The organism is Enterobacter cloacae complex sp. FDA-CDC-AR_0132, from assembly GCF_003010695.1.
GTDB classification, from domain to species: Bacteria; Pseudomonadota; Gammaproteobacteria; order Enterobacterales; family Enterobacteriaceae; genus Enterobacter; species Enterobacter ludwigii.
In genome coordinates this window covers 1,773,388-1,793,048 of the sequence record NZ_CP027618.1, presented here as the reverse complement: position 1 = coordinate 1,793,048, position 19,661 = coordinate 1,773,388, and the positions used below count along the sequence as shown (strand labels likewise).

At 51.2% G+C, this 19,661-nt stretch carries 20 protein-coding genes; 11 read left to right on the top strand and 9 right to left on the bottom strand.

The genetic code is table 11. The features are described from left to right. The first annotated feature begins 10 nt into the window (after positions 1-10). Positions 11-484 (top strand): tRNA (uridine(34)/cytosine(34)/5-carboxymethylaminomethyluridine(34)-2'-O)-methyltransferase TrmL, encoded by a 474-nt coding sequence (gene trmL / locus AM379_RS08725; protein ID WP_014168081.1) that lies wholly within the window; start codon positions 11-13, stop codon positions 482-484. On the opposite strand, the gene cysE is transcribed toward trmL, so the two are convergent. From cysE to AM379_RS08700, 5 genes are all read right to left on the bottom strand, one after another. Beyond that, positions 481-1,302, bottom strand: a complete 822-nt coding sequence (gene cysE / locus AM379_RS08720; protein ID WP_008502718.1) for a serine O-acetyltransferase — start codon at positions 1,300-1,302, stop codon at positions 481-483. The genes trmL and cysE overlap by 4 nt on opposite strands. Positions 1,303-1,380: 78 nt before the next feature. Continuing rightward, on the bottom strand, positions 1,381-2,400 hold the full coding sequence (gene gpsA, locus AM379_RS08715; RefSeq protein WP_014168080.1) for an NAD(P)H-dependent glycerol-3-phosphate dehydrogenase: 1,020 nt from the start codon (positions 2,398-2,400) through the stop codon (positions 1,381-1,383). Further along, positions 2,400-2,867 carry a protein-export chaperone SecB gene (gene secB, locus AM379_RS08710; RefSeq protein WP_014168079.1) on the bottom strand — a complete coding sequence of 156 codons (468 nt, stop codon included), beginning with the start codon at positions 2,865-2,867 and terminating at the stop codon, positions 2,400-2,402. Before secB ends, gpsA begins: the two co-directional genes overlap by 1 nt. A 32-nt stretch (positions 2,868-2,899) precedes the next feature. Next, positions 2,900-3,151, bottom strand: coding sequence for a glutaredoxin 3 (gene grxC / locus AM379_RS08705; protein WP_014168078.1), 252 nt, complete (start codon positions 3,149-3,151; stop codon positions 2,900-2,902). An 11-nt stretch (positions 3,152-3,162) separates the two neighbouring features. Then, a complete protein-coding gene (locus tag AM379_RS08700) occupies positions 3,163-3,594 on the bottom strand; it encodes a rhodanese-like domain-containing protein (protein WP_014168077.1) in 432 nt (143 codons plus the stop codon). A 246-nt stretch (positions 3,595-3,840) separates the two neighbouring features. Here AM379_RS08700 and gpmM point away from each other — a divergent pair, with 246 nt between their 5' ends. The 3 genes from gpmM to AM379_RS08685 are packed head-to-tail and all read left to right on the top strand — an operon-like array spanning position 3,841 to position 7,614. Next, a complete protein-coding gene (gene gpmM / locus AM379_RS08695; RefSeq protein ID WP_106503608.1) occupies positions 3,841-5,385 on the top strand; it encodes a 2,3-bisphosphoglycerate-independent phosphoglycerate mutase in 1,545 nt (514 codons plus the stop codon). A 33-nt stretch (positions 5,386-5,418) separates the two neighbouring features. After that, on the top strand, positions 5,419-6,678 hold the full coding sequence (gene envC / locus AM379_RS08690) for a murein hydrolase activator EnvC (RefSeq protein WP_025206449.1): 1,260 nt from the start codon (positions 5,419-5,421) through the stop codon (positions 6,676-6,678). A gap of 3 nt (positions 6,679-6,681) precedes the next feature. Next, positions 6,682-7,614 carry a divergent polysaccharide deacetylase family protein gene (locus AM379_RS08685; RefSeq protein WP_032679330.1) on the top strand — a complete coding sequence of 311 codons (933 nt, stop codon included), beginning with the start codon at positions 6,682-6,684 and terminating at the stop codon, positions 7,612-7,614. A 69-nt stretch (positions 7,615-7,683) separates the two neighbouring features. Here the strand turns inward: AM379_RS08685 and AM379_RS08680 are convergent, their stop codons facing one another. After that, entirely contained in the window at positions 7,684-8,442 is a 759-nt protein-coding gene (locus AM379_RS08680) for a glycosyltransferase family 2 protein (protein WP_032679753.1), read from the bottom strand. Between the two features lie 324 nt (positions 8,443-8,766). Here AM379_RS08680 and AM379_RS08675 point away from each other — a divergent pair, with 324 nt between their 5' ends. Beyond that, the gene (locus AM379_RS08675; protein WP_236900326.1) at positions 8,767-9,900 is read left to right on the top strand and encodes a glycosyltransferase family 9 protein; all 1,134 of its coding nucleotides are present in this window, start codon (positions 8,767-8,769) and stop codon (positions 9,898-9,900) included. 39 nt (positions 9,901-9,939) lie between these two features. Here the strand turns inward: AM379_RS08675 and tdh are convergent, their stop codons facing one another. Both tdh and kbl read right to left on the bottom strand, forming a co-directional pair. Then, positions 9,940-10,965 (bottom strand): L-threonine 3-dehydrogenase, encoded by a 1,026-nt coding sequence (gene tdh, locus AM379_RS08670; protein ID WP_020882675.1) that lies wholly within the window; start codon positions 10,963-10,965, stop codon positions 9,940-9,942. 9 nt (positions 10,966-10,974) lie between these two features. Beyond that, entirely contained in the window at positions 10,975-12,171 is a 1,197-nt protein-coding gene (kbl, locus tag AM379_RS08665) for a glycine C-acetyltransferase (RefSeq protein ID WP_106503607.1), read from the bottom strand. 215 nt (positions 12,172-12,386) lie between these two features. Between kbl and rfaD the strand changes: the two genes are divergently transcribed. From rfaD to AM379_RS08635, 6 genes are read left to right on the top strand one after another with little or no spacing between them, the layout of a single operon-like run. After that, positions 12,387-13,319, top strand: coding sequence for an ADP-glyceromanno-heptose 6-epimerase (gene rfaD / locus AM379_RS08660; RefSeq protein WP_008502707.1), 933 nt, complete (start codon positions 12,387-12,389; stop codon positions 13,317-13,319). A gap of 2 nt (positions 13,320-13,321) precedes the next feature. Further along, a complete protein-coding gene (rfaF, locus tag AM379_RS08655) occupies positions 13,322-14,368 on the top strand; it encodes an ADP-heptose--LPS heptosyltransferase RfaF (protein WP_020882677.1) in 1,047 nt (348 codons plus the stop codon). Positions 14,369-14,371: 3 nt separating this feature from the next. Beyond that, a complete protein-coding gene (rfaC, locus tag AM379_RS08650) occupies positions 14,372-15,355 on the top strand; it encodes a lipopolysaccharide heptosyltransferase RfaC (protein WP_032679328.1) in 984 nt (327 codons plus the stop codon). A gap of 3 nt (positions 15,356-15,358) precedes the next feature. Further along, positions 15,359-16,468: a glycosyltransferase family 9 protein gene (locus AM379_RS08645; RefSeq protein ID WP_032679327.1), complete on the top strand. Its 1,110-nt coding sequence runs from the start codon at positions 15,359-15,361 to the stop codon at positions 16,466-16,468. Between the two features lie 5 nt (positions 16,469-16,473). Then, positions 16,474-17,382: a glycosyltransferase family 2 protein gene (locus tag AM379_RS08640; RefSeq protein WP_032679326.1), complete on the top strand. Its 909-nt coding sequence runs from the start codon at positions 16,474-16,476 to the stop codon at positions 17,380-17,382. Further along, positions 17,370-18,581 carry an O-antigen ligase family protein gene (locus AM379_RS08635; protein ID WP_032679325.1) on the top strand — a complete coding sequence of 404 codons (1,212 nt, stop codon included), beginning with the start codon at positions 17,370-17,372 and terminating at the stop codon, positions 18,579-18,581. The genes AM379_RS08640 and AM379_RS08635 overlap by 13 nt, the downstream gene beginning before the upstream one ends. Before the next feature lie 27 nt (positions 18,582-18,608). Here the strand turns inward: AM379_RS08635 and AM379_RS08630 are convergent, their stop codons facing one another. Then, positions 18,609-19,562, bottom strand: a complete 954-nt coding sequence (locus AM379_RS08630; protein WP_032679324.1) for a polysaccharide deacetylase family protein — start codon at positions 19,560-19,562, stop codon at positions 18,609-18,611. Positions 19,563-19,661: the final 99 nt, after the last annotated feature.

Below are 19,661 nucleotides of genomic sequence, written 5' to 3'. Positions count from 1 at the left end.
AGGGGGCAGCATGCTTAACATCGTTTTATTCGAACCAGAAATTCCGCCGAATACCGGCAATATTATCCGCCTGTGCGCCAACACCGGTTTTCGTCTGCATATCATCGAGCCGATGGGTTTTACGTGGGACGACAAACGTCTGCGCCGCGCGGGGCTGGATTATCATGAATTTACGGCCGTGGTTCGCCATCATGATTACGCCGCGTTTCTGGAAAGCGAAAACCCACAGCGCATGTTCGCCCTGACCACCAAAGGCACGCCGGCACATAGCGCCGTGCGCTATCAGGACGGTGATTATCTGATGTTTGGCCCGGAAACGCGCGGCCTGCCGGCCACCATTCTTGATGCCCTGCCCGCTGAGCAGAAGATTCGTATTCCGATGATGCCGGACAGCCGCAGCATGAACCTGTCAAATGCGGTGTCGGTGGTGGTGTATGAAGCATGGCGCCAGCTGGGATACCCGGGCGCCATTCTCAGAAGTTAAATACCGTCACCATACTCAAACGTATGGTGAATACCGTTGAAGTGCTGATCCATATCCATCGACGGTTTGTCGCTGTCTGGTTTACCGACAATACGTGCCGGTACGCCAGCGGCGGTCGTGTGCGGCGGAACAGGCTGCAGAACAACCGAACCGGCGCCAATCTTCGCACCACGACCCACTTCGATGTTGCCAAGGATCTTGGCGCCCGCGCCAATCATCACCCCTTCACGGATTTTCGGATGGCGATCGCCGCTGGTTTTACCGGTACCGCCTAACGTGACCGACTGCAGAATCGAAACGTCATCTTCAATCACCGCGGTTTCACCGACGACAATGCCGGTGGCATGGTCTAGCATGATCCCGCGGCCAATTTTCGCGGCCGGGTGAATATCCACCTGGAAGGTCACGGAAACCTGGTTTTGCAGGAAGATAGCCAGCGCGCGGCGGCCTTCATTCCACAGCCAGTGGCCGATGCGATACGCCTGCAAGGCATGAAAGCCCTTCAGATACAGCAACGGCGTAGAGTATTTGTCCACCGCCGGGTCACGCGTGCGCACGGCCTGGATATCACAGGCGGCAGAAGCGATCATTTCAGGGTCAGCGGCATAGGCCTCTTCCACCACTTCACGAATGGCGATGGCGGGCATAATCGAGGAAGCCAGTTTATTGGCGAGCATATAGCTCAGGGCGCTGCCGAGGTTTTCGTGCTTGAGTAGCGTCGCATGATAGAAACTGGCCAGCATTGGCTCGCAGTCAGCCAAAGCCCGGGCTTCAGCTTTAATATTGTTCCAGACGATATCCAGTTCTTCACACGGCATTGCTTACTCCAGACGACATGTTAATGACCGGCCAGTTCTGTGCTGGCCGGGTCATAGTGCTAACAAGAATCCCTGCGACTAGTTACTGCTGCGCTCATCCTTGCGCGAACGACCTAATAAGGTCAATGCTGCCTCGCGCGCATTTTTTCCGCAATACAATACCTGATAAATTTCCTCGGTTATTGGCATTTCGACACCAAAACGGTGCGCCAATTCGCGAACTTCTTTGGTATTGCGATAGCCTTCAACCACCTGACCAATCTTCTCCTGCGCGCCTTTCACATCCATGCCCTCACCGAGCATCATGCCAAAGCGGCGGTTACGGGACTGGTTGTCGGTACAGGTCAGCACCAGATCGCCCAGGCCCGCCATGCCCATGAAGGTGGTCGGATCGGCACCCAGTGCTGCGCCAAGGCGGGACATCTCGGTTAAGCCACGCGTAATCAGTGCGGTACGTGCGTTGGCACCAAAGCCAATCCCGTCGGACATTCCGGCGCCGATCGCAATCACGTTCTTCACCGCACCGCCCAGCTGTACACCGATAAAATCGGGGTTGCTGTAAACGCGGAAGCTTTTACCGCAGTGCAGCAGATGCTGAAGATCGTCGGAGAAGGCCTGATCGGTTGATGCCAGCGAGATCGCCGTCGGCAGGCCAGCGGCCAGCTCTTTAGCAAACGTCGGCCCCGAGATAACCGCCAGCGGGATGTCATCACCCAGCGCTTCGCGGGCGACATCCTGCAACAGGCGTCCGGTTTCGGCTTCCAGCCCTTTGGTGGCCCATACAATGCGCGCATCAGGACGCATCAGCGGCTTGATCTGGCGCAGCACTTCGCCAAACACATGGCTCGGCACCACAATCAGAATGTTGCGGCTGGCCGCCAGCGCGGTCGCAAGGTCACTTTCAAGGTGCAGGGAGTCTGGGAACGGAACGTCCGGGAGGAACGCCACGTTGCAACGGTCCCGTTGCAGCGTCGCGATATGTTTTGGGTCGTGGCCCCAGAGAACCACTTCGTGACCATTTCTTGCCAGCGTGATGGCAAGAGCGGTGCCGTATGAGCCGGCACCGATCACAGTCATTGACGCATTAAGAGTGCTCATCAGGCATCCTGATGTTGTTCAGTACCTTCGCCAGCTTGCTGCTGCAGATAGTTCATGAACAGCGCATCAAAGTTAACTGGCGCAAGGTTCAGTTGCGGGAATGTACCGCGAGAAACCAGGCTGGTGATGCATTCGCGAGCATACGGGAACAGAATGTTCGGGCAGTATGCACCCAGGCAGTGCGCCATCTGGTTGCCTTCGATGCCGCCGATGGAGAAGATGCCGCCCTGCTGAACTTCACACAGGAATGCAGTCTCTTCGCCCAGAGAGGCAGTAACAGTCACACGCAGTACGACTTCATACACGTCATCCGCCAGTTGGGTAGATGCGGTATCAAGATCAAGTTTAACCTCTGGCTGCCAATCTTTCTGGAAAACGTGTGGCGCATTTGGCGCTTCGAAAGAGACATCCTTGGTGTAGATACGCTGGATCTGGAAAGTCATTTCGGTGTTGTTTTGTTCTGACATGGAAAAACCCTTTTTAATTGTCCTAAAGTCTCTTAGCTCAGCAGCGGATCGAGTCCACCACGGGCATCGAGCGCATACAAGTCATCACAGCCGCCAATGTGCTGCGCATCAATAAAAATCTGCGGAACCGTCGTACGACCACTACGTTGGATCATCTCTTCGCGTTTAATCGCGTCACCGTCAATCGGCAGTTCTTTGAACGCTACGCCTTTGCTGTTCAGAAGCGCTTTTGCACGGTGGCAGAACGGGCACGTTGCTTTGGTGTAGATCTCGATATTGGCCATTACTGAACTCCTTATTTACCGCGAACCAAAGGAAGATTTTCCCCGCTCCAGCCGGAAATACCTTCTTTCAGAACCGTTACGTTTTCGAAGCCTGCTTTATGCAGCGCGCTGGCAGATTCCTGCGCCTGCATACCGGTCGCGTCAACAACGATAATCGGCTGGGCTTTATGTTTCTCAAGCTCACCAACGTTGTTTGCTTTGATTTCAGCAGGTAACAGGTTGATAGCACCAGCAATGTGACCTTTACGGAAATCGTCACGCTGACGCAGATCGACCACGACGGCATCTTCTTTGTTAATCAGACGCGTCGCTTCACCACGGGTGATAACCTTAATCTTAGACGTCAGGCCTTTAAATGTGGTGAACAGCACAGCAGCCAGCAGGCCAATCCACGCGATGCTCAGAACCGGATGGCGGCTAACGAATTGCATAATTTCTTGCATGGAGGGTAACTACTCCGACTTAGTGATTAAAAAAACCAGGACAGGAGTATACCTGTGCGTTGTGGCAAATACAGCCAGCGACCATAACCTAATCCATTTTCTGAGGCCTGCCACCTAAAAAATTGCCTCAAAAGCGTCCGCTAAGCACCTTGCCCCTGCGCTTTCTTTGATCTTCTGCGGCTATTTGATCGATTCAGCTGTAGTAAAATTACGCAAATTTTGATTCTTGAGCATGAGGTTGTCGCAATGTCGGTTTCTAAAAAACCTATGGTACTGGTGATTCTGGATGGCTATGGCTACCGTGAAGATCAACAGGATAACGCCATTTTCAACGCCAAAACGCCGGTGATGGACGCGCTGTGGGCAAAACGTCCCCACACCCTGATTGATGCGTCCGGGCTGGAAGTGGGTCTGCCAGATCGTCAGATGGGCAACTCCGAAGTTGGCCACGTAAACCTGGGTGCAGGTCGTATCGTGTATCAGGACCTGACGCGTCTGGACGTTGAAATCAAAGAACGTACCTTCTTCAACAACCCAGCACTTTGCGGCGCGGTGGACAGAGCCGTCGCGGCCGGTAAAGCAGTTCATATCATGGGTCTGCTCTCCGCCGGTGGCGTACACAGCCACGAAGATCACATCATGGCGATGGTTGAACTGGCGGCTGAGCGCGGCGCAGAAAAAATCTATCTGCACGCTTTCCTGGACGGTCGTGATACGCCACCACGCAGCGCAAAAGGTTCACTGGCCTCCTTCGAAAACAAATTCGCCGCGCTTGGCAAAGGACGTGTGGCCTCTATCATCGGGCGCTACTACGCAATGGACCGCGACAACCGTTGGGATCGCGTTGAACAGGCCTATGACCTGATGACGCTGGCAAAAGGTGAATTCCAGTTCGCGACCGCGGTGGAAGGTCTGGAAGCCGCTTACGCGCGTGATGAAAACGATGAATTCGTGAAAGCAACCGTCATTCGTGCTGAAGGCCAGGCTGATGCCGCCATGGAAGACGGCGACGCGCTGATCTTCATGAACTTCCGTGCTGACCGCGCGCGTGAAATCACCCGTGCGTTCGTGAACAATGATTTCGACGGTTTCACCCGTAAGAAAGTGGTGAAGATCGACTTTATTCAGCTGACCGAATACGCCGCTGACATCAATGCGCCATGCGCTTATCCACCCGCATCACTGGCCAATACCTTCGGCGAGTGGATGGCGAAGAACGACAAGACACAGCTGCGTATCTCCGAAACCGAGAAATATGCCCACGTCACCTTCTTCTTTAACGGCGGTGTTGAAGAGCCGTTCAAAGGCGAAGATCGCATTCTGATTAACTCACCCAAAGTGGCCACCTACGATCTGCAGCCAGAAATGAGCTCTGCCGAGCTGACTGAAAAACTGGTTGCGGCAATCGAAAGCGGCAAATACGACACCATCATCTGTAACTACCCGAACGGCGACATGGTGGGTCATACCGGCGTGATGGAAGCCGCCGTAAAAGCGGTTGAAGCGCTGGATCACTGTGTTGACCAGGTCGCGAAAGCGGTTGAATCCGTTGGTGGCCAGCTGCTCATCACCGCTGACCACGGTAACGCAGAACAGATGCGCGACCCGGCAACCGGCCAGGCGCACACCGCTCACACCAACCTGCCTGTTCCGCTGATTTATGTGGGTGATAAATCACTGAAAGCAGTGGAAGGCGGCAAGCTTTCCGACATCGCGCCAACCATGTTGTCGCTGATGGGCATGGAGATCCCTGAAGAGATGACTGGTAAGCCGCTGTTCATCGTGGAATAATCGCTCCCCATGAGGGGAAAGGCGATTTTTTCAATCACATGGGTCGTGAAGCCGCTTAGGTTATCAGTCAGACCTCTGCTTTGCGCCAGCGCACTCAGCGCTGGCGTATTGCTGTGCGCCGCATCCGCCCACGCGGATGACCGTGACCAGCTGAAATCCATTCAGGCCGATATCGCCGCGAAAGAGCGTGCGGTACGCCAGCAACAGCAGCAACGCTCTGCTCTGCTCGCTCAGCTTAAGCAGCAGGAAGAAGCCATCTCCGCTGCCGCACGTAAATTACGTGAAACGCAAAACACCCTCGCCCAGTTGAATAAACAGATCGACGAAATGAACGCGTCGATTGCCAAACTGGAACGCCAGCGTGATGCCCAGGAACGCAACCTTGCCGCACAGCTTGATGCTGCTTTCCGCCAGGGTGAGCACACGGGCCTTCAGTTGATCCTCAGCGGTGAAGAGAGCCAGCGCGGTCAGCGTCTGCAGGCCTACTTTGGTTATCTGAACCAGGCGCGTCAGGAGACTATCGCGCAGCTGAAACAGACGCGCGAAGAGGTCACCACGCAAAAAGCCGAGCTCGAAGAGAAGCAGAGCCAGCAACAGACGCTGCTCTACGAACAGCAGGCGCAACAAGCGAAGCTCGAGCAGGCCCGCAACGAGCGCAAGAAAACCCTTTCCGGTCTCGAGTCCTCTATTCAGCAAGGCCAAAGCCAGCTGAGCGAAATGCGCGCCAACGAATCGAAACTGCGTAACAGTATCGCCCGCGCGGAAGCGGCGGCGAAAGCGCGCGCCGAAAAAGAGGCCCGCGAAGCGCAGGCCGTACGCGACAAGCAGCAGGAAGCCTCACGCAAAGGTACGACCTACAAGCCAAGCGAAAGCGAACGCTCCCTGATGTCACGTACCGGCGGTTTAGGCTCCCCTCGTGGTCAGGCTTACTGGCCCGTGCGCGGTACAATTCTGCATCGCTATGGCGAACAGCTGCAGGGTGAACTACGTTGGAAAGGGATAGTTATCGGTGCGTCTGAAGGTAGCGAAGTAAAAGCCATCGCCGATGGCCGTGTGATTCTGGCCGACTGGCTGCAGGGTTACGGGCTTGTGGTAGTGGTGGAACACGGTAAAGGCGATATGAGCCTTTACGGCTACAACCAGAGCGCACTGGTCAGCGTTGGTACTCAGGTGCGCGCCGGCCAACCCATCGCCCTCGTGGGCAGCAGTGGCGGTCAGGGCCGCCCGTCACTCTATTTCGAAATTCGTCGCCAGGGTCAGGCGGTCAATCCACAGCCGTGGTTGGGAAGATAAGTTTTGCTTCAATTTCGTCGAATTGTTCTCTCCTTCGCCAGTGCACTGGCGCTGGCAGCACCGGTCTACGCTGGCAAACTCGCGATAGTGATTGATGACTTCGGTTATCGTCCGCACACCGAGAATCAGGTGCTGGCTATGCCGGCCGCCATCTCTGTCGCCATCCTCCCGAATGCGCCGCACGCGCGTGAAATGGCGATCAAAGCGCATAACAGCGGCCATCAGGTTCTCATCCATCTGCCGATGGCACCGCTCAGCAAGCAGCCGCTGGAAAAAGATACTTTGCGCCCTGATATGAGCAGCGATGAGATCGATCGCATCATTCGCGATGCTTACAATAAAGTGCCGTACGCCGTCGGGCTGAACAACCACATGGGCAGCGCGATGACCTCCAGCCTGTACGGGATGCTCAAAGTGATGCAGTCGCTGGAACGCTATAACCTCTATTTCCTCGACAGCATGACCATCGGCAACAGCCAGGCGATGCGTGCCGCGCAGGGTACAGGCGTGAAGGTAATAAAGCGCAAGGTGTTCCTCGATGACACCCAGAACGACGCGGATATCCGCGGGCAGTTCAATCGCGCCGTACAGCTAGCACGACGCAATGGCTCGGCTATTGCTATCGGCCACCCGCACCCGTCTACCGTTCGCGTTCTGCAGCAGATGCTGCCGACATTGCCCTCTGATATTACGCTGGTTCGTCCAGGCGATCTGCTGAATGAGCCACAGGTTGATACGTCGCGTCCTGGCAATGCACAGCCACCGGTAACGCAGCCGCGCAATCCATTCAGGGGTGTAAAAATTTGCAAGCCTAAGCAGTCACCAGAGCCTGTATATGCTACTCGATTCTTTACCGTGATAGGGGAAAGTATCAGCCAGAGTTCCTTAGTGAAATATATGCAGCATCAATGGCAAGGCTGGGGTAAAAAAGCATAATTGGCCCGCCAACGCAGGCGGGCAGAGCATGGCAACGAGATGAGTGCCCGTATACTTCCTGTATGCGGGCTATTTTTTATCCTCAAACTGATACCAGGCTTTGAAATATTTGAGAAAACTGTATAGCGTTGCATAGAGTCCCGTCACGACGCCCACTTTCCCCTGCCGCCAGGCACCACTGAAAAGATACCATTTAAAAAACGCCCCAATGGCACTAATAAGGCCTCGTCCAATTGAAGGGCGGATCTTCTGATATTTGACCAGCCTTGTTGTATAGCTATTGAGCTTATTAAACACTTCATTCAGGTCATAAAAGGTATCATGGCGTACATGCCCAGCCATAATGAAAGCATTAAGTTCACCTTCCACCTTGTCATCTACTGGTCGGAGATTAAATCTTGCACAGGTGCGATTAAAAAGACGTACAGGGAAATCTGGCGACGATACTGGATAGATAGTACGAACTTCTTTTCCGAGTACGTACCAGTGTCGAGCAATACGCCAGGCATGATCCGGTGGAGGCTCAGCCCCACTCTTCAGATTCAGAATAAAGGATACAGTCAGGTCATCCAGGATTTCATCGCTATCCATGCATAACACCCAATCATGAGATGCAAGACTCACCGCATAGTTCATTTGGTCCCCATGCATCGTATATTGTCTATAGATAGGGCTTAAATTATAACTTTCACAAATGGATAGCGTGTTATCTTTACTTCCGGAATCAACAACAATCATTTCATCTGCAATTTTAAGAAGAGGAGGCAGAACATGGTTAAGAACCCTGGCTGAATTGCAGGTGAGTAAACAAACAGTTAACTTGAACATTCCCTTACTCTTTTCGAAAATGACCTACACAATTGTAGCAGGGAAAGTCTATTTAAGTGAATATCGAAACAATCAGCAAATAATAAATAAAATCGTCTTTTGTGACATCCATTCCATACTCTTCATTCCTTAAAGTAGGCCTGTAAACATACTTTTACCTTTATTCAGGCACTAAAAAGCACTGTTTGACCAGCAGAGAGTGATCTGCACAGCGCGCCAATCACCCTAACCCTTTGAAATTATTAAACAAAAAATTAATTCCTCATTAAAATAGATGTTCACATTACTTATCATTATGCTTATACTGTTAGCAGAATGTTTAAAATGTGGTTTGTCAAACAAATGAAAAAAATCATCCTTTATTTTAAAGCACTTAATCGCCAACGAAATCATAAGACTCATGAATTAAAACGTCGGCTTAAACTCTATAAATTATCTAAAAATATTCCCGATAAAAGAGGCAAACCTTTCGATAGTTCCTCAGTAAAACGGATCCTCTTTCCTTTTTTAGATTTAGGGATTGGTGATGCCGTTTGTCATACCGGAATGTGGAGAGAACTGAAAAAGGCTGGGTATATTGTCCAGATCGCGGCAGAAGAAAGAAACAGGGCTTTATTTGAAAAAATCGTTGATATTGATGAGATTTTTATCATTGATATCAATGAGTTAAACTCCACCCCACAAATAGAGACTGACCTGATCATTAATCCTTATGCATGGATGAAAAGAAAAGAGCTCTTTAGTGTACAACTGCTGCAGAAAACGCAATATAAATATGCGATGAGTTTTGGTGGCTGGCTTAATAAGCCCTACAATTTACAACTGCCAGCGGAGGGAGACTTTCACATTACTGATCCACAGAAAAAGATGCTTACTGCATTAAATATTCAAACGAAACAATTATCTTACTCTTTACCAGCGTTACCGAGCCACGAAGAGACTATTAATGAGTATCTTCTTCCTTTTAAAGGAAAAAAGTGGATCGTAATCAACCCCTTTGCCAGTGTAGATGAGCGAAGTCTTAGTCGCGAGCAATTAGTAAGCCTAATTTCAAAAATTTCAGAACCAAAAGATAATCATATTTTCATTGTTGGTGAAAGAAAAAAGACTGAAAAATTAAAAATTCAGGATCCTGCAGTTTCCGTATCTATTTTCCCGTCATTATGGGACACCGTTGCGCTAATCAAGCAGGCAGACCTTGTCATTTCAGTGGATACCGCTATTGTCCATATTGCCTGCGCTTTAGATAAAAAGCTCGTAGCTATATATTACTCAATGCTTCTTGATCATAATAAGAATTACGAAGGCAATAAAATATTCGGCCCGATAGGCGAAAATGCAAAACAGCTTATTTTCAATAAATACGATAGAAAAATCGACATAAATTTAATTGCCACTGAAGCCAAGAATATTTTAGATGGCAAATGCGTTATAGAAGAAAAAGATAAATACCTGTGATGAAAGCCGGTCGGATTTAAATCCGGCCGGCTTTTACTCTCAATCCCAGCTCAGGATAACCTTCCCGGACTGGCCAGAGCGCATCGCGTCAAAGCCTTCCTGGAACTCATCGATGGAGAAGCGATGGGTGATAATCGGAGACAGGTCCAGACCAGACTGGATCAGTGCCGCCATCTTGTACCAGGTTTCGAACATCTCGCGGCCGTAGATACCTTTGATGAACAGCCCCTTGAAGATAACCTTGTTCCAGTCGATAGACATATCAGACGGTGGAATGCCCAGCATCGCAATACGTCCGCCGTGGTTCATGGTGTCCAGCATGGTGCGAAACGCCGGTGGTGCGCCGGACATCTCAAGACCCACGTCAAAACCTTCGGTCATGCCCAGCTCTTCCATCACGTCGCTTAGGCTCTCTTTAGAGACATCCACCGCGCGGGTCACACCCATTTTGCGCGCCAGCGACAGGCGATACTCGTTCACATCGGTAATCACCACATTGCGGGCACCAACATGCTTCGCCACCGCGGCAGCCATAATCCCGATGGGACCCGCGCCGGAAACCAGCACATCTTCGCCGACCAGGTCGAAAGAGAGCGCCGTGTGTACTGCGTTGCCGAAGGGATCAAAGATAGAGGCCAGATCGTCAGAAATGTTGTCCGGGATTTTGAACGCGTTAAATGCCGGGATCACCAGGTATTCTGCGAAGCAGCCCGGACGGTTCACGCCCACGCCGATTGTGTTACGGCACAGGTGCGTGCGTCCACCGCGGCAGTTACGGCAGTGACCACAGGTAATATGACCTTCACCCGAGACGCGGTCGCCAATGTTGAAGCCTTTTACTTCCTGACCCATGCCCACCACTTCGCCGACATATTCGTGGCCCACGACCATCGGTACCGGAATGGTTTTCTGCGACCACTGGTCCCAGTTATAGATATGAACGTCAGTGCCGCAAATGGCGGTTTTACGAATTTTGATCAGCAGATCGTTATGACCGACTTCCGGCTCCGGCACGTCGGTCATCCAAATCCCTTCTTCCGCTTTCAGTTTGGATAACGCTTTCATCACACGTCCTCAGGCAATTACGCCCAGCTGTTTGCTGATGCGGGTAAAGGCTTCCACCGCACGTTCAATTTGTTCAGGCGAATGCGCCGCAGACATCTGGGTGCGGATACGCGCCTGGCCTTTTGGTACCACCGGGAAGAAGAACCCGGTAACGTAAATTCCTTCTTTCTGCAGCTCGCGGGCAAAATTCTGCGCCACAACCGCATCGCCCAGCATCACCGGAATAATGGCGTGATCGGCACCGGCGAGCGTAAACCCTGCGGCACCCATTTTTTCACGGAACAGGCGGGCGTTTGACCACAGACGGTCGCGCAGCTCAGCGCCAGACTCCACCATTTCCAGGACTTTAATGGATGCGGCAACGATCGCCGGCGCCAGCGAGTTGGAGAACAGGTACGGACGGGAACGCTGGCGCAGCCACTCAACCACCTCTTTACGCGCAGCAGTATAACCCCCTGACGCGCCGCCGAGCGCTTTACCCAGCGTACCGGTGATAATGTCCACGCGGCCCATTACGTCACAGTATTCGTGAGATCCACGGCCGTTCTCACCAACAAAACCGACGGCGTGTGAATCATCAACCATCACCAGCGCATCGTATTTGTCTGCCAGGTCGCACACGCCCTTCAGGTTGGCAATCACGCCATCCATAGAGAACACGCCGTCTGTGGCAATCAGCACATGGCGGGCACCTGCTTCACGTGCTTCTTTCAGGCGCGCTTCCAGTTCAACCATGTCGTTGTTGGCGTAGCGGAAGCGCTTCGCTTTACACAGGCGCACACCGTCAATGATAGAAGCGTGGTTCAGGGCGTCGGAGATAATCGCATCTTCTGCGCCGAGCAGCGTCTCAAACAGACCACCGTTGGCGTCGAAGCACGAGGAGTACAGGATCGCATCTTCCATCCCCAGGAAGTCCGCCAGCTTTTTCTCAAGCTGCTTATGGCTGTCCTGCGTACCGCAGATAAAGCGTACGGAGGCCATACCGAAACCGTGGGTGTCCATGCCTTGTTTTGCCGCGGCAATCAGCTCAGGGTGATTCGCAAGACCTAAGTAGTTGTTCGCACAAAAGTTGATCACATGGCTGCCATCGGCAACGGTGATTTCCGCCTGCTGAGCAGACGTGATAATACGCTCTTCTTTGAACAACCCTTCCGCACGTGCGGTGTCGAGGTCGCTGTTTAACTGTTTGTAAAAATCACCACGCATTGCAATTCTCCAGACTCGGCAAATTTTGGCACATATTACCCAACCCTGGCCGCCATGACGAGATGACACATTATCTCTTCTCGTTTTTGCAGCATAAATCACGTGTACCCTTGCGCTATGTCGGTGAATGGCTGAAGGGCAGCCATACTAATGATATGATAAGAACATTAGCGTCCGGGATTGTCCCCGGACTCCACACTTCAAAGGTTACAGTTATGATCATCGTTACCGGCGGCGCGGGCTTTATCGGCAGCAACATTGTTAAGGCCCTCAATGACAAAGGCATCACCGACATTCTGGTGGTGGACAACCTGAAAGACGGCACCAAGTTTGTAAACCTGGTGGATCTGAACATCGCTGACTATATGGATAAAGAAGACTTCCTTATCCAGATTATGGCAGGTGAAGAGTTCGGCGAGATCGAAGCCATCTTCCACGAAGGTGCATGCTCTTCCACCACCGAGTGGGACGGCAAGTACATGATGGACAATAACTATCAGTACTCCAAAGAGATCCTGCATTACTGCCTGGAGCGTGAAATTCCGTTCCTGTACGCCTCTTCTGCAGCAACCTACGGTGGCCGTACGTCAGACTTTATCGAATCCCGCGAATATGAGCAGCCGCTGAACGTCTATGGCTACTCCAAATTCCTGTTCGATGAATACGTGCGTCAGGTTCTGCCTGAAGCCAATTCCCAGATTGTGGGTTTCCGTTACTTCAACGTGTACGGACCGCGCGAAGGCCACAAAGGGAGCATGGCAAGCGTCGCGTTCCACCTGAACACGCAGCTGAACAATGGCGAAAGCCCGAAACTGTTTGAAGGCAGTGACGGCTTCAAGCGTGATTTCGTCTACGTAGGCGACGTGGCGGCAGTGAACCTGTGGTTCTGGGAAAACGGCGTCTCCGGTATCTTTAACCTGGGGACAGGCCGTGCGGAATCCTTCCAGGCCGTGGCGGACGCCACCCTGGCGTACCACAAAAAAGGCAGCATTGAATACATTCCGTTCCCGGACAAACTGAAAGGTCGTTACCAGGCCTTCACGCAGGCGGATTTGACCAACCTGCGTGCGGCGGGTTACGACAAACCGTTCAAGACCGTTGCCGAAGGCGTAACGGAATATATGGCCTGGCTGAACCGCGACGCGTAAGTATGAAAATTCTGGTGATCGGCCCGTCATGGGTGGGCGACATGATGATGTCGCAAAGTCTCTATCGCACGCTCAAGGCGCGTTATCCCCAGGCGATAATTGACGTGATGGCACCTGCCTGGTGCCGTCCGTTGTTATCGCGTATGCCGGAAGTTAACGAGGCGATCCCAATGCCGCTCGGCCACGGCGCGCTGGAAATTGGTGAACGTCGCAAGCTCGGCCATAGCCTGCGCGAAAAGCGCTATGACCGCGCCTATGTCCTGCCTAACTCCTTTAAATCCGCCCTGGTACCCTTCTTTGCGGGCGTCCCCCATCGCACCGGCTGGCGTGGAGAAATGCGCTACGGTCTGCTAAACGACGCGCGCGTGCTTGATAAAGACGCTTGGCCACTCATGGTCGAGCGCTACGTCGCGCTGGCCTATGACAAAGGCGTGATGCGCAGCGCAAAAGATCTGCCGCAACCGCTGCTCTGGCCCCAGCTCCAGGTCAACGACGGTGAGAAATCCCACACCTGCAACGCGTTTGGAATTTCATCAGAACGCCCTATGATCGGTTTCTGCCCGGGAGCAGAGTTCGGCCCGGCAAAACGCTGGCCGCATTATCATTACGCTGAGCTGGCAAAACAGCTGATCGATGAAGGTAATCAGGTCGTGTTGTTTGGCTCGGCGAAAGACCACGAGGCGGGTAACGAAATTCTGGCTTCGCTGAATACAGAACAGCAGGCATGGTGCCGTAATCTGGCAGGGGAAACCCAGCTGGAACAGGCGGTAGTTTTACTTGCCGCCTGTAAAGCCGTCGTCACCAACGACTCAGGCCTGATGCACGTCGCCGCTGCGCTCAACCGGCCGCTGGTTGCTCTGTATGGCCCCAGCAGCCCTGACTTTACGCCACCGCTTTCTCATAAAGCGCGCGTCATACGTCTGATCAGCGGTTATCACAAGGTGCGAAAAGGCGATGCGGCTGAAGGCTATCACCAGAGCCTGATCGACATCACGCCCGAGCGTGTCCTTGAAGAGCTCAACGAGCTGCTGTTGAGTGAAGAAGGATAACGGATGCGGGTATTGATCGTTAAAACCTCTTCCATGGGCGATGTCCTGCATACTCTGCCGTCGCTCACCGACGCTATGCAGGCCATTCCCGGCATTCGTTTTGACTGGGTGGTGGAGGAGGGCTTCGCACAGATCCCCACCTGGCATGAAGCAGTAGACCGCGTGATCCCGGTTGCTATCCGCCGCTGGCGTAAAGCGTGGTTCTCAGCACCGATTAAGGCTGAACGTCAAGCCTTCCGTGATGCGGTGCAAGCGCAGCGTTACGATGCCATCATTGACGCACAGGGTCTGGTCAAAAGCGCCGCGCTGGTCACGCGTCTGGCACATGGCGTAAAGCACGGTATGGACTGGCAAACCGCCCGCGAGCCGCTGGCGAGCCTGTTCTATAATCGCCGCCACCATATCGCGAAACAGCAGCACGCCGTGGAGCGCACCCGCGAGCTGTTTGCGAAAAGCCTCGGCTATGCAAAACCGGACACGCAGGGTGATTACGCTATTGCGCAACATTTTTTGCGCGATGCGAAGACGCACACACCGCCCTATCTGGTCTTTCTGCATGCCACAACGCGCGATGATAAGCACTGGCCGGAATCACACTGGCGAAGACTCATTGAGCTAATGCAACCGACCGGCATCCATATTAAACTCCCGTGGGGCGCAGAACACGAAAGGCAACGCGCAGAGCGTTTGGCCGCGGGTTTTTCAAATGTGGAAGTGTTACCTAAACTCACGCTGGCTCAGGTTGCCGCGCAACTGGCAGGCGCCAACGCCGTCGTATCCGTGGATACCGGATTAAGCCATTTAACCGCAGCGCTGGACCGCCCCAATATCACCCTCTTCGGTCCGACCGACCCGGGACTGATCGGGGGGTACGGTAAAAACCAGCATCAAATGGTGAGTCCGACGCAGCAGATGAGAGACATAACCGCAGATGCGATTTTTTCGTTTTTACAGGGCAGCCATCGGCTTTCTAACAGGGATATTTAACCCATGAGTTATGTATTTCTGCTGATTTTACTTTTTCCGGTGAAACTCATCCGGAAGCTGTTTCGCAAAGACACGGGCAGAAACCTTGTCATTCAGACAGCCAAAATCGGTGACTTTATCAATGCAACGCCTCTACTGGCGTATCTGCAAAAAAGCGATGTGCTGATCAGCCGCAGCGTTAACGCATTGGCTCAGCATGACGACAGTATCGAAGAGATCTTTTTTGTGGAGCAGCAAAAGCGCAACCTGTGGCGTAAGCTCTGCTTCGCCTGCCGGATCATGAATCGCTACGACAATGTCTATCTGCTGCAGCCCAACAGTGTGAATCTCTTTTTCGCCTCAGCCTGTAATGCAAAAAACAAACAATTTTTAAGCACTTATACGCGCAGGTGGTATCACGGAATTTTTTATGCCACGGCTGATGGTACCGTTGAGCATGGCAAAAAGACGCTGTCCGTCACTAACTATCTCAAGCTCGCCGATCGCGCGCTCACCTGGCAGGACTCCCCCAAGCACGCCACAAAGCCCCTGTTCAAGCCTGCGGTTTACCCGCAAATTCTCGATAAACCCGGGGTTATCCGAATTGGTATCAGCATTTCTGCAGGCAATAAAGCAAAGACGGTTCCCCCGGTTATCTGGAAACGTATTGTCGATCACCTTGCCGACCTGCCCTGCGAGTTTTATGTTTTTGGCGCACCGAACGAACAAACATGGATGGATGATATCACTCGTGAATACGGTGAAATCCCCAATTTTATCAATCTCATTGGTAAAATATCGCTTGAAGAGCTGCCGTGGGCGATATCAAAAATGGATTGTTATATTGCGTCAGACTCAGGGAATATCTACATTGCCGATGCGGTGGCCGTCCCGGTGGTGTTGCTCTTTGGCCCTTGCTGCCATTATGAACAACGTCCGCTTGGTAAGGTATTGCTGATTGGGAAGGATGAGAATATTTGCTCATATGTATTTGAAACACGCTACTATTTCTCCCAAGATCGGGAAGAACTTTTCGCTGTGACAGACGAATCACTACGTGAGCTTAAAGATTTTATTCGCGAATTACCAAAAGCTAACACAATCACATCTCTCACTGATGCCCAGGGAAACTAATTTTTATGGCTTTTCTAAGCATCATTATTGCCGCGCATAATGCCGAAGATACCCTTCATGCCACTTTAGAAAGCCTGCAGAATGCGATTGGCAGTGCAGGCGATACTGTTGAGATCATCATCTTTAATGACAGCTCAAATGATGGCACACAGGATATTATTGAAGCGTGGTTACCAAAATTACCTCATGCAACAACGCGATGTGTGGATTACCGTAACGTGGGTCAGGTCCGAAACAGTGCTGTTACGCTGGCATCAGGGGACTATATTACGATGCTGGACAGCGATGACCGGCTAAAACCGGGCAGCATTCAGGATGCCGTGGATTTTCTGCAAGCACAGCGTCCAGATATGCTACTGACGCGCTTACGTGAAATTCGTGATATCAAAAAGATCACCTCAACCTGGCAGGGTTTCGACCCTGTGGCAATCTCGCAACAAGACGCGATCTCCCGTTTTTTGCGACATAAAGACTTTCAGGCACATCTGATCGGCCAATTTATTCACAAAGACCTGTATAAAGCTAACCCTATACCTTCGATGGTCTGTTACGAAGATTTCGCTGTGTTCCCCGGAATGATTATGCAAGCGCATAAAATATTTTATCAGCGTCAGGGTCATTATTATTACATCAAACGCCATGGAAGCTTATCCAGCGAACTTGACGCCAGCAAAATCACCTCACTTGTTGATTGCACGCTTCGCATGGAAGAAACTTTTCCGCGCAGTTTTAAACATCTCATCAATTGTCATTGGTTTGATATATACAGTAACCATAAAAAGTATCTCTCGACACCACACTTACATATAGTAAAAACTCGGGTAAGCCAGCTTTATTCGCTTTCGTTCTTTATGGACACTCATATTCGGTTTAGTTATAAGAAAAGGGTTATTAAGGCATTATGGAAAAAATAAAACTTCGACTTTATCAACTGACACTTTTTCTGAGTTTCATCTCTTTGATGCTTGCATTAGTCAATTCAGGGAAGCAACGTGAGTTTTTCTATATTGCAATTTATATCGCTATCCTCGGTTTAGCGTTTGAGTACAAAAAAATTACGCTAAAACCATTTTCAATAGCACTTCCCATACTTCTTATCGGATTACTGAACTTTGCCTGGTATATGGTCTATGAGTACCATAACGAAGGCTTAAACATGTACAGCGATTATCTCGGCGCAAGTAAAAAATTACTTTTGGCGAGTATTCTCGTTTTCTATATTGACCGTTTTAAAGCTTATATCGACAGAGAAAGCTTTAAAAAATATTTTCTTTTAGCGACTGCGACAGGATTTGCTCTCGCAACCGGTTATGGATTGTGGCAGGCATCACAAGGTATGGCTCGTGTTGAAATGGCAATCAATCGAGCCACGGTCTCTGCCTATGTTTACTCCGTGCTGTCACTTGCCTTTGTGTACAGTCTTTACCTCCAGAAAAATGTAAAGTTCTATATCATTGCCAGTTTTACCATTTTGATCTCGTTCTTTATTATTCTTTTAACCGGAACGCGTGTTGCTATGGGGCTCTATTTACTTCTTGCCATCGTAATGACACTACTTCATTTCGGAAAAATTCATCTGAAATCAACCCTGATTTTTTTATGCATTGTGGCGGGTATTGTAGTCGTTAGCTACAAGCCTCTGATTTCACCGAAGATAACGCAAACTCAAATTGAACTTGAGAACTATCAGAAAGGATACGATGGCACTTCTTTGGGCGCACGTTTTTCCATGTGGACCGTTGGAATTCAAAATGGCTTTGCACATCCATTGGGGCAGTCAGTTGAAAATCGGGAAGCATGGACAACGCGCTATGTCAACGACGGGCACCAGCATCTCTCTGCAGCACTCGGGTATATTAGAATTCATCTACACAATGAGTTTATTGAAAAGTATTCATTACAAGGAATACCTGGCCTGGCAATACTGCTCTTTTTCTTCATGTCGATGATTGGCTACGCCATCAGAAATAAAAATGCACTGCTATTAACTGCCATGCTTCTATTATTGCTCTATGGCCTGACAGACGTCATATTGTTGAGTTCGGAGGCATTGATATTCTTTATGATCCTGTTTGCTCTGAGTACACCTTTCTCTCAGACAAAACAACGATGATAAATAATGCCCGCCTGGCGGGCATTATTATTTCTGGTGTTGATAAAACTCCGCCAGCGTCATCCCCACCGTCTTGTCCGACAGCCATGTAAACAACTGTTCCAAATCCTGGTACAACCCTTCAATGGCCGCATCATCTTTGAACGTAGGACTTCCGCCGGGCATAAATTCTGAAGAATGGAGCATAAACTCCACATAATCATTGCCCTGCGACAAGCACTGTTGTGCGACCTTAATCATCTCAGACGCATTTCCACCTGACGGACGCAGCCAGTTAACTGACGGGGAACGGTATTTCCCACGCAGCCGATCGTAGCCCTGTTTAACGGTGTTTAGCCAGGCCGGGTGTTTATACTGAATACTCATCGGCACTTCGAGCAAAGGGCTCTTTCCCGGGCGGGAAATATCCTCTGTATCGATAAAGTAGGCATGGTCGGGGAAATGCTGATAATTCGTTCCTCCGTGACCCTGCGGCGCCCCTTTGGCATTTCGCCAGTTCACCCGTGGGGTGACGGAACAGTCAACCTGATAACCCAGCTCTATCAGCAAGTTTGCGTAGCGACGATCAAACGCCCAACGCCCGGCACGGTGGCTCAGCATTTTGGTCTGGAAGGTCTCTTCCAGTAAGTGCGTCATAAAAAGCACTTTCTCGCGCATAATTTCATCTGAAAACTCAATCAGATAAGGTTGCCAGCGCCAGTCATCACCGGTGAGGTCATGTTCAGGTGGGCTGTTCCACGCATGAAGATGCATGCCAACCTCGCCCTGGCGGCGGGCAATCACATCTTTTGCGAACTCAATGAAAACCGGTTCGATCGCCATCTCATAGTTGGTCAGCCAGACTGGCTTAAAACCAAAACGCTCGCATAGCGCCTGAAATCGTGCCAGGTAGCGTGCGTTTTCCGTTTTGATAACACGGTGGTTTTGCCAGAGATTATCGCCTTCTGTATCAATGGTGATGATAAACGCTGGTTTTTTCATAATGAGTCCGTAAGACGTAAGAGTGAGGGCTATGTTACGCACTCTGCGAAGCAGGAGTAAACCCTTCCAGGGAAATTCCTGACATTATGGAGAAAGAGT

Coding starts and splice junctions, on each gene's coding strand:
- gpmM (WP_106503608.1), top strand. CDS start 3,841: ATGTCGGTTTCTAAAAAACCTATGGTACTGGTGATTCTGGATGGCTAT.
- AM379_RS08700 (WP_014168077.1), bottom strand. CDS start 3,594: ATGCAAGAAATTATGCAATTCGTTAGCCGCCATCCGGTTCTGAGCATC.
- cysE (WP_008502718.1), bottom strand. CDS start 1,302: ATGCCGTGTGAAGAACTGGATATCGTCTGGAACAATATTAAAGCTGAA.
- AM379_RS08680 (WP_032679753.1), bottom strand. CDS start 8,442: ATGTTCAAGTTAACTGTTTGTTTACTCACCTGCAATTCAGCCAGGGTT.
- grxC (WP_014168078.1), bottom strand. CDS start 3,151: ATGGCCAATATCGAGATCTACACCAAAGCAACGTGCCCGTTCTGCCAC.
- rfaF (WP_020882677.1), top strand. CDS start 13,322: ATGAAAATTCTGGTGATCGGCCCGTCATGGGTGGGCGACATGATGATG.
- rfaD (WP_008502707.1), top strand. CDS start 12,387: ATGATCATCGTTACCGGCGGCGCGGGCTTTATCGGCAGCAACATTGTT.
- tdh (WP_020882675.1), bottom strand. CDS start 10,965: ATGAAAGCGTTATCCAAACTGAAAGCGGAAGAAGGGATTTGGATGACC.
- trmL (WP_014168081.1), top strand. CDS start 11: ATGCTTAACATCGTTTTATTCGAACCAGAAATTCCGCCGAATACCGGC.
- secB (WP_014168079.1), bottom strand. CDS start 2,867: ATGTCAGAACAAAACAACACCGAAATGACTTTCCAGATCCAGCGTATC.
- rfaC (WP_032679328.1), top strand. CDS start 14,372: ATGCGGGTATTGATCGTTAAAACCTCTTCCATGGGCGATGTCCTGCAT.
- AM379_RS08675 (WP_236900326.1), top strand. CDS start 8,767: ATGTGGTTTGTCAAACAAATGAAAAAAATCATCCTTTATTTTAAAGCA.
- gpsA (WP_014168080.1), bottom strand. CDS start 2,400: ATGAGCACTCTTAATGCGTCAATGACTGTGATCGGTGCCGGCTCATAC.
- AM379_RS08640 (WP_032679326.1), top strand. CDS start 16,474: ATGGCTTTTCTAAGCATCATTATTGCCGCGCATAATGCCGAAGATACC.
- AM379_RS08645 (WP_032679327.1), top strand. CDS start 15,359: ATGAGTTATGTATTTCTGCTGATTTTACTTTTTCCGGTGAAACTCATC.
- kbl (WP_106503607.1), bottom strand. CDS start 12,171: ATGCGTGGTGATTTTTACAAACAGTTAAACAGCGACCTCGACACCGCA.
- AM379_RS08630 (WP_032679324.1), bottom strand. CDS start 19,562: ATGAAAAAACCAGCGTTTATCATCACCATTGATACAGAAGGCGATAAT.
- AM379_RS08635 (WP_032679325.1), top strand. CDS start 17,370: ATGGAAAAAATAAAACTTCGACTTTATCAACTGACACTTTTTCTGAGT.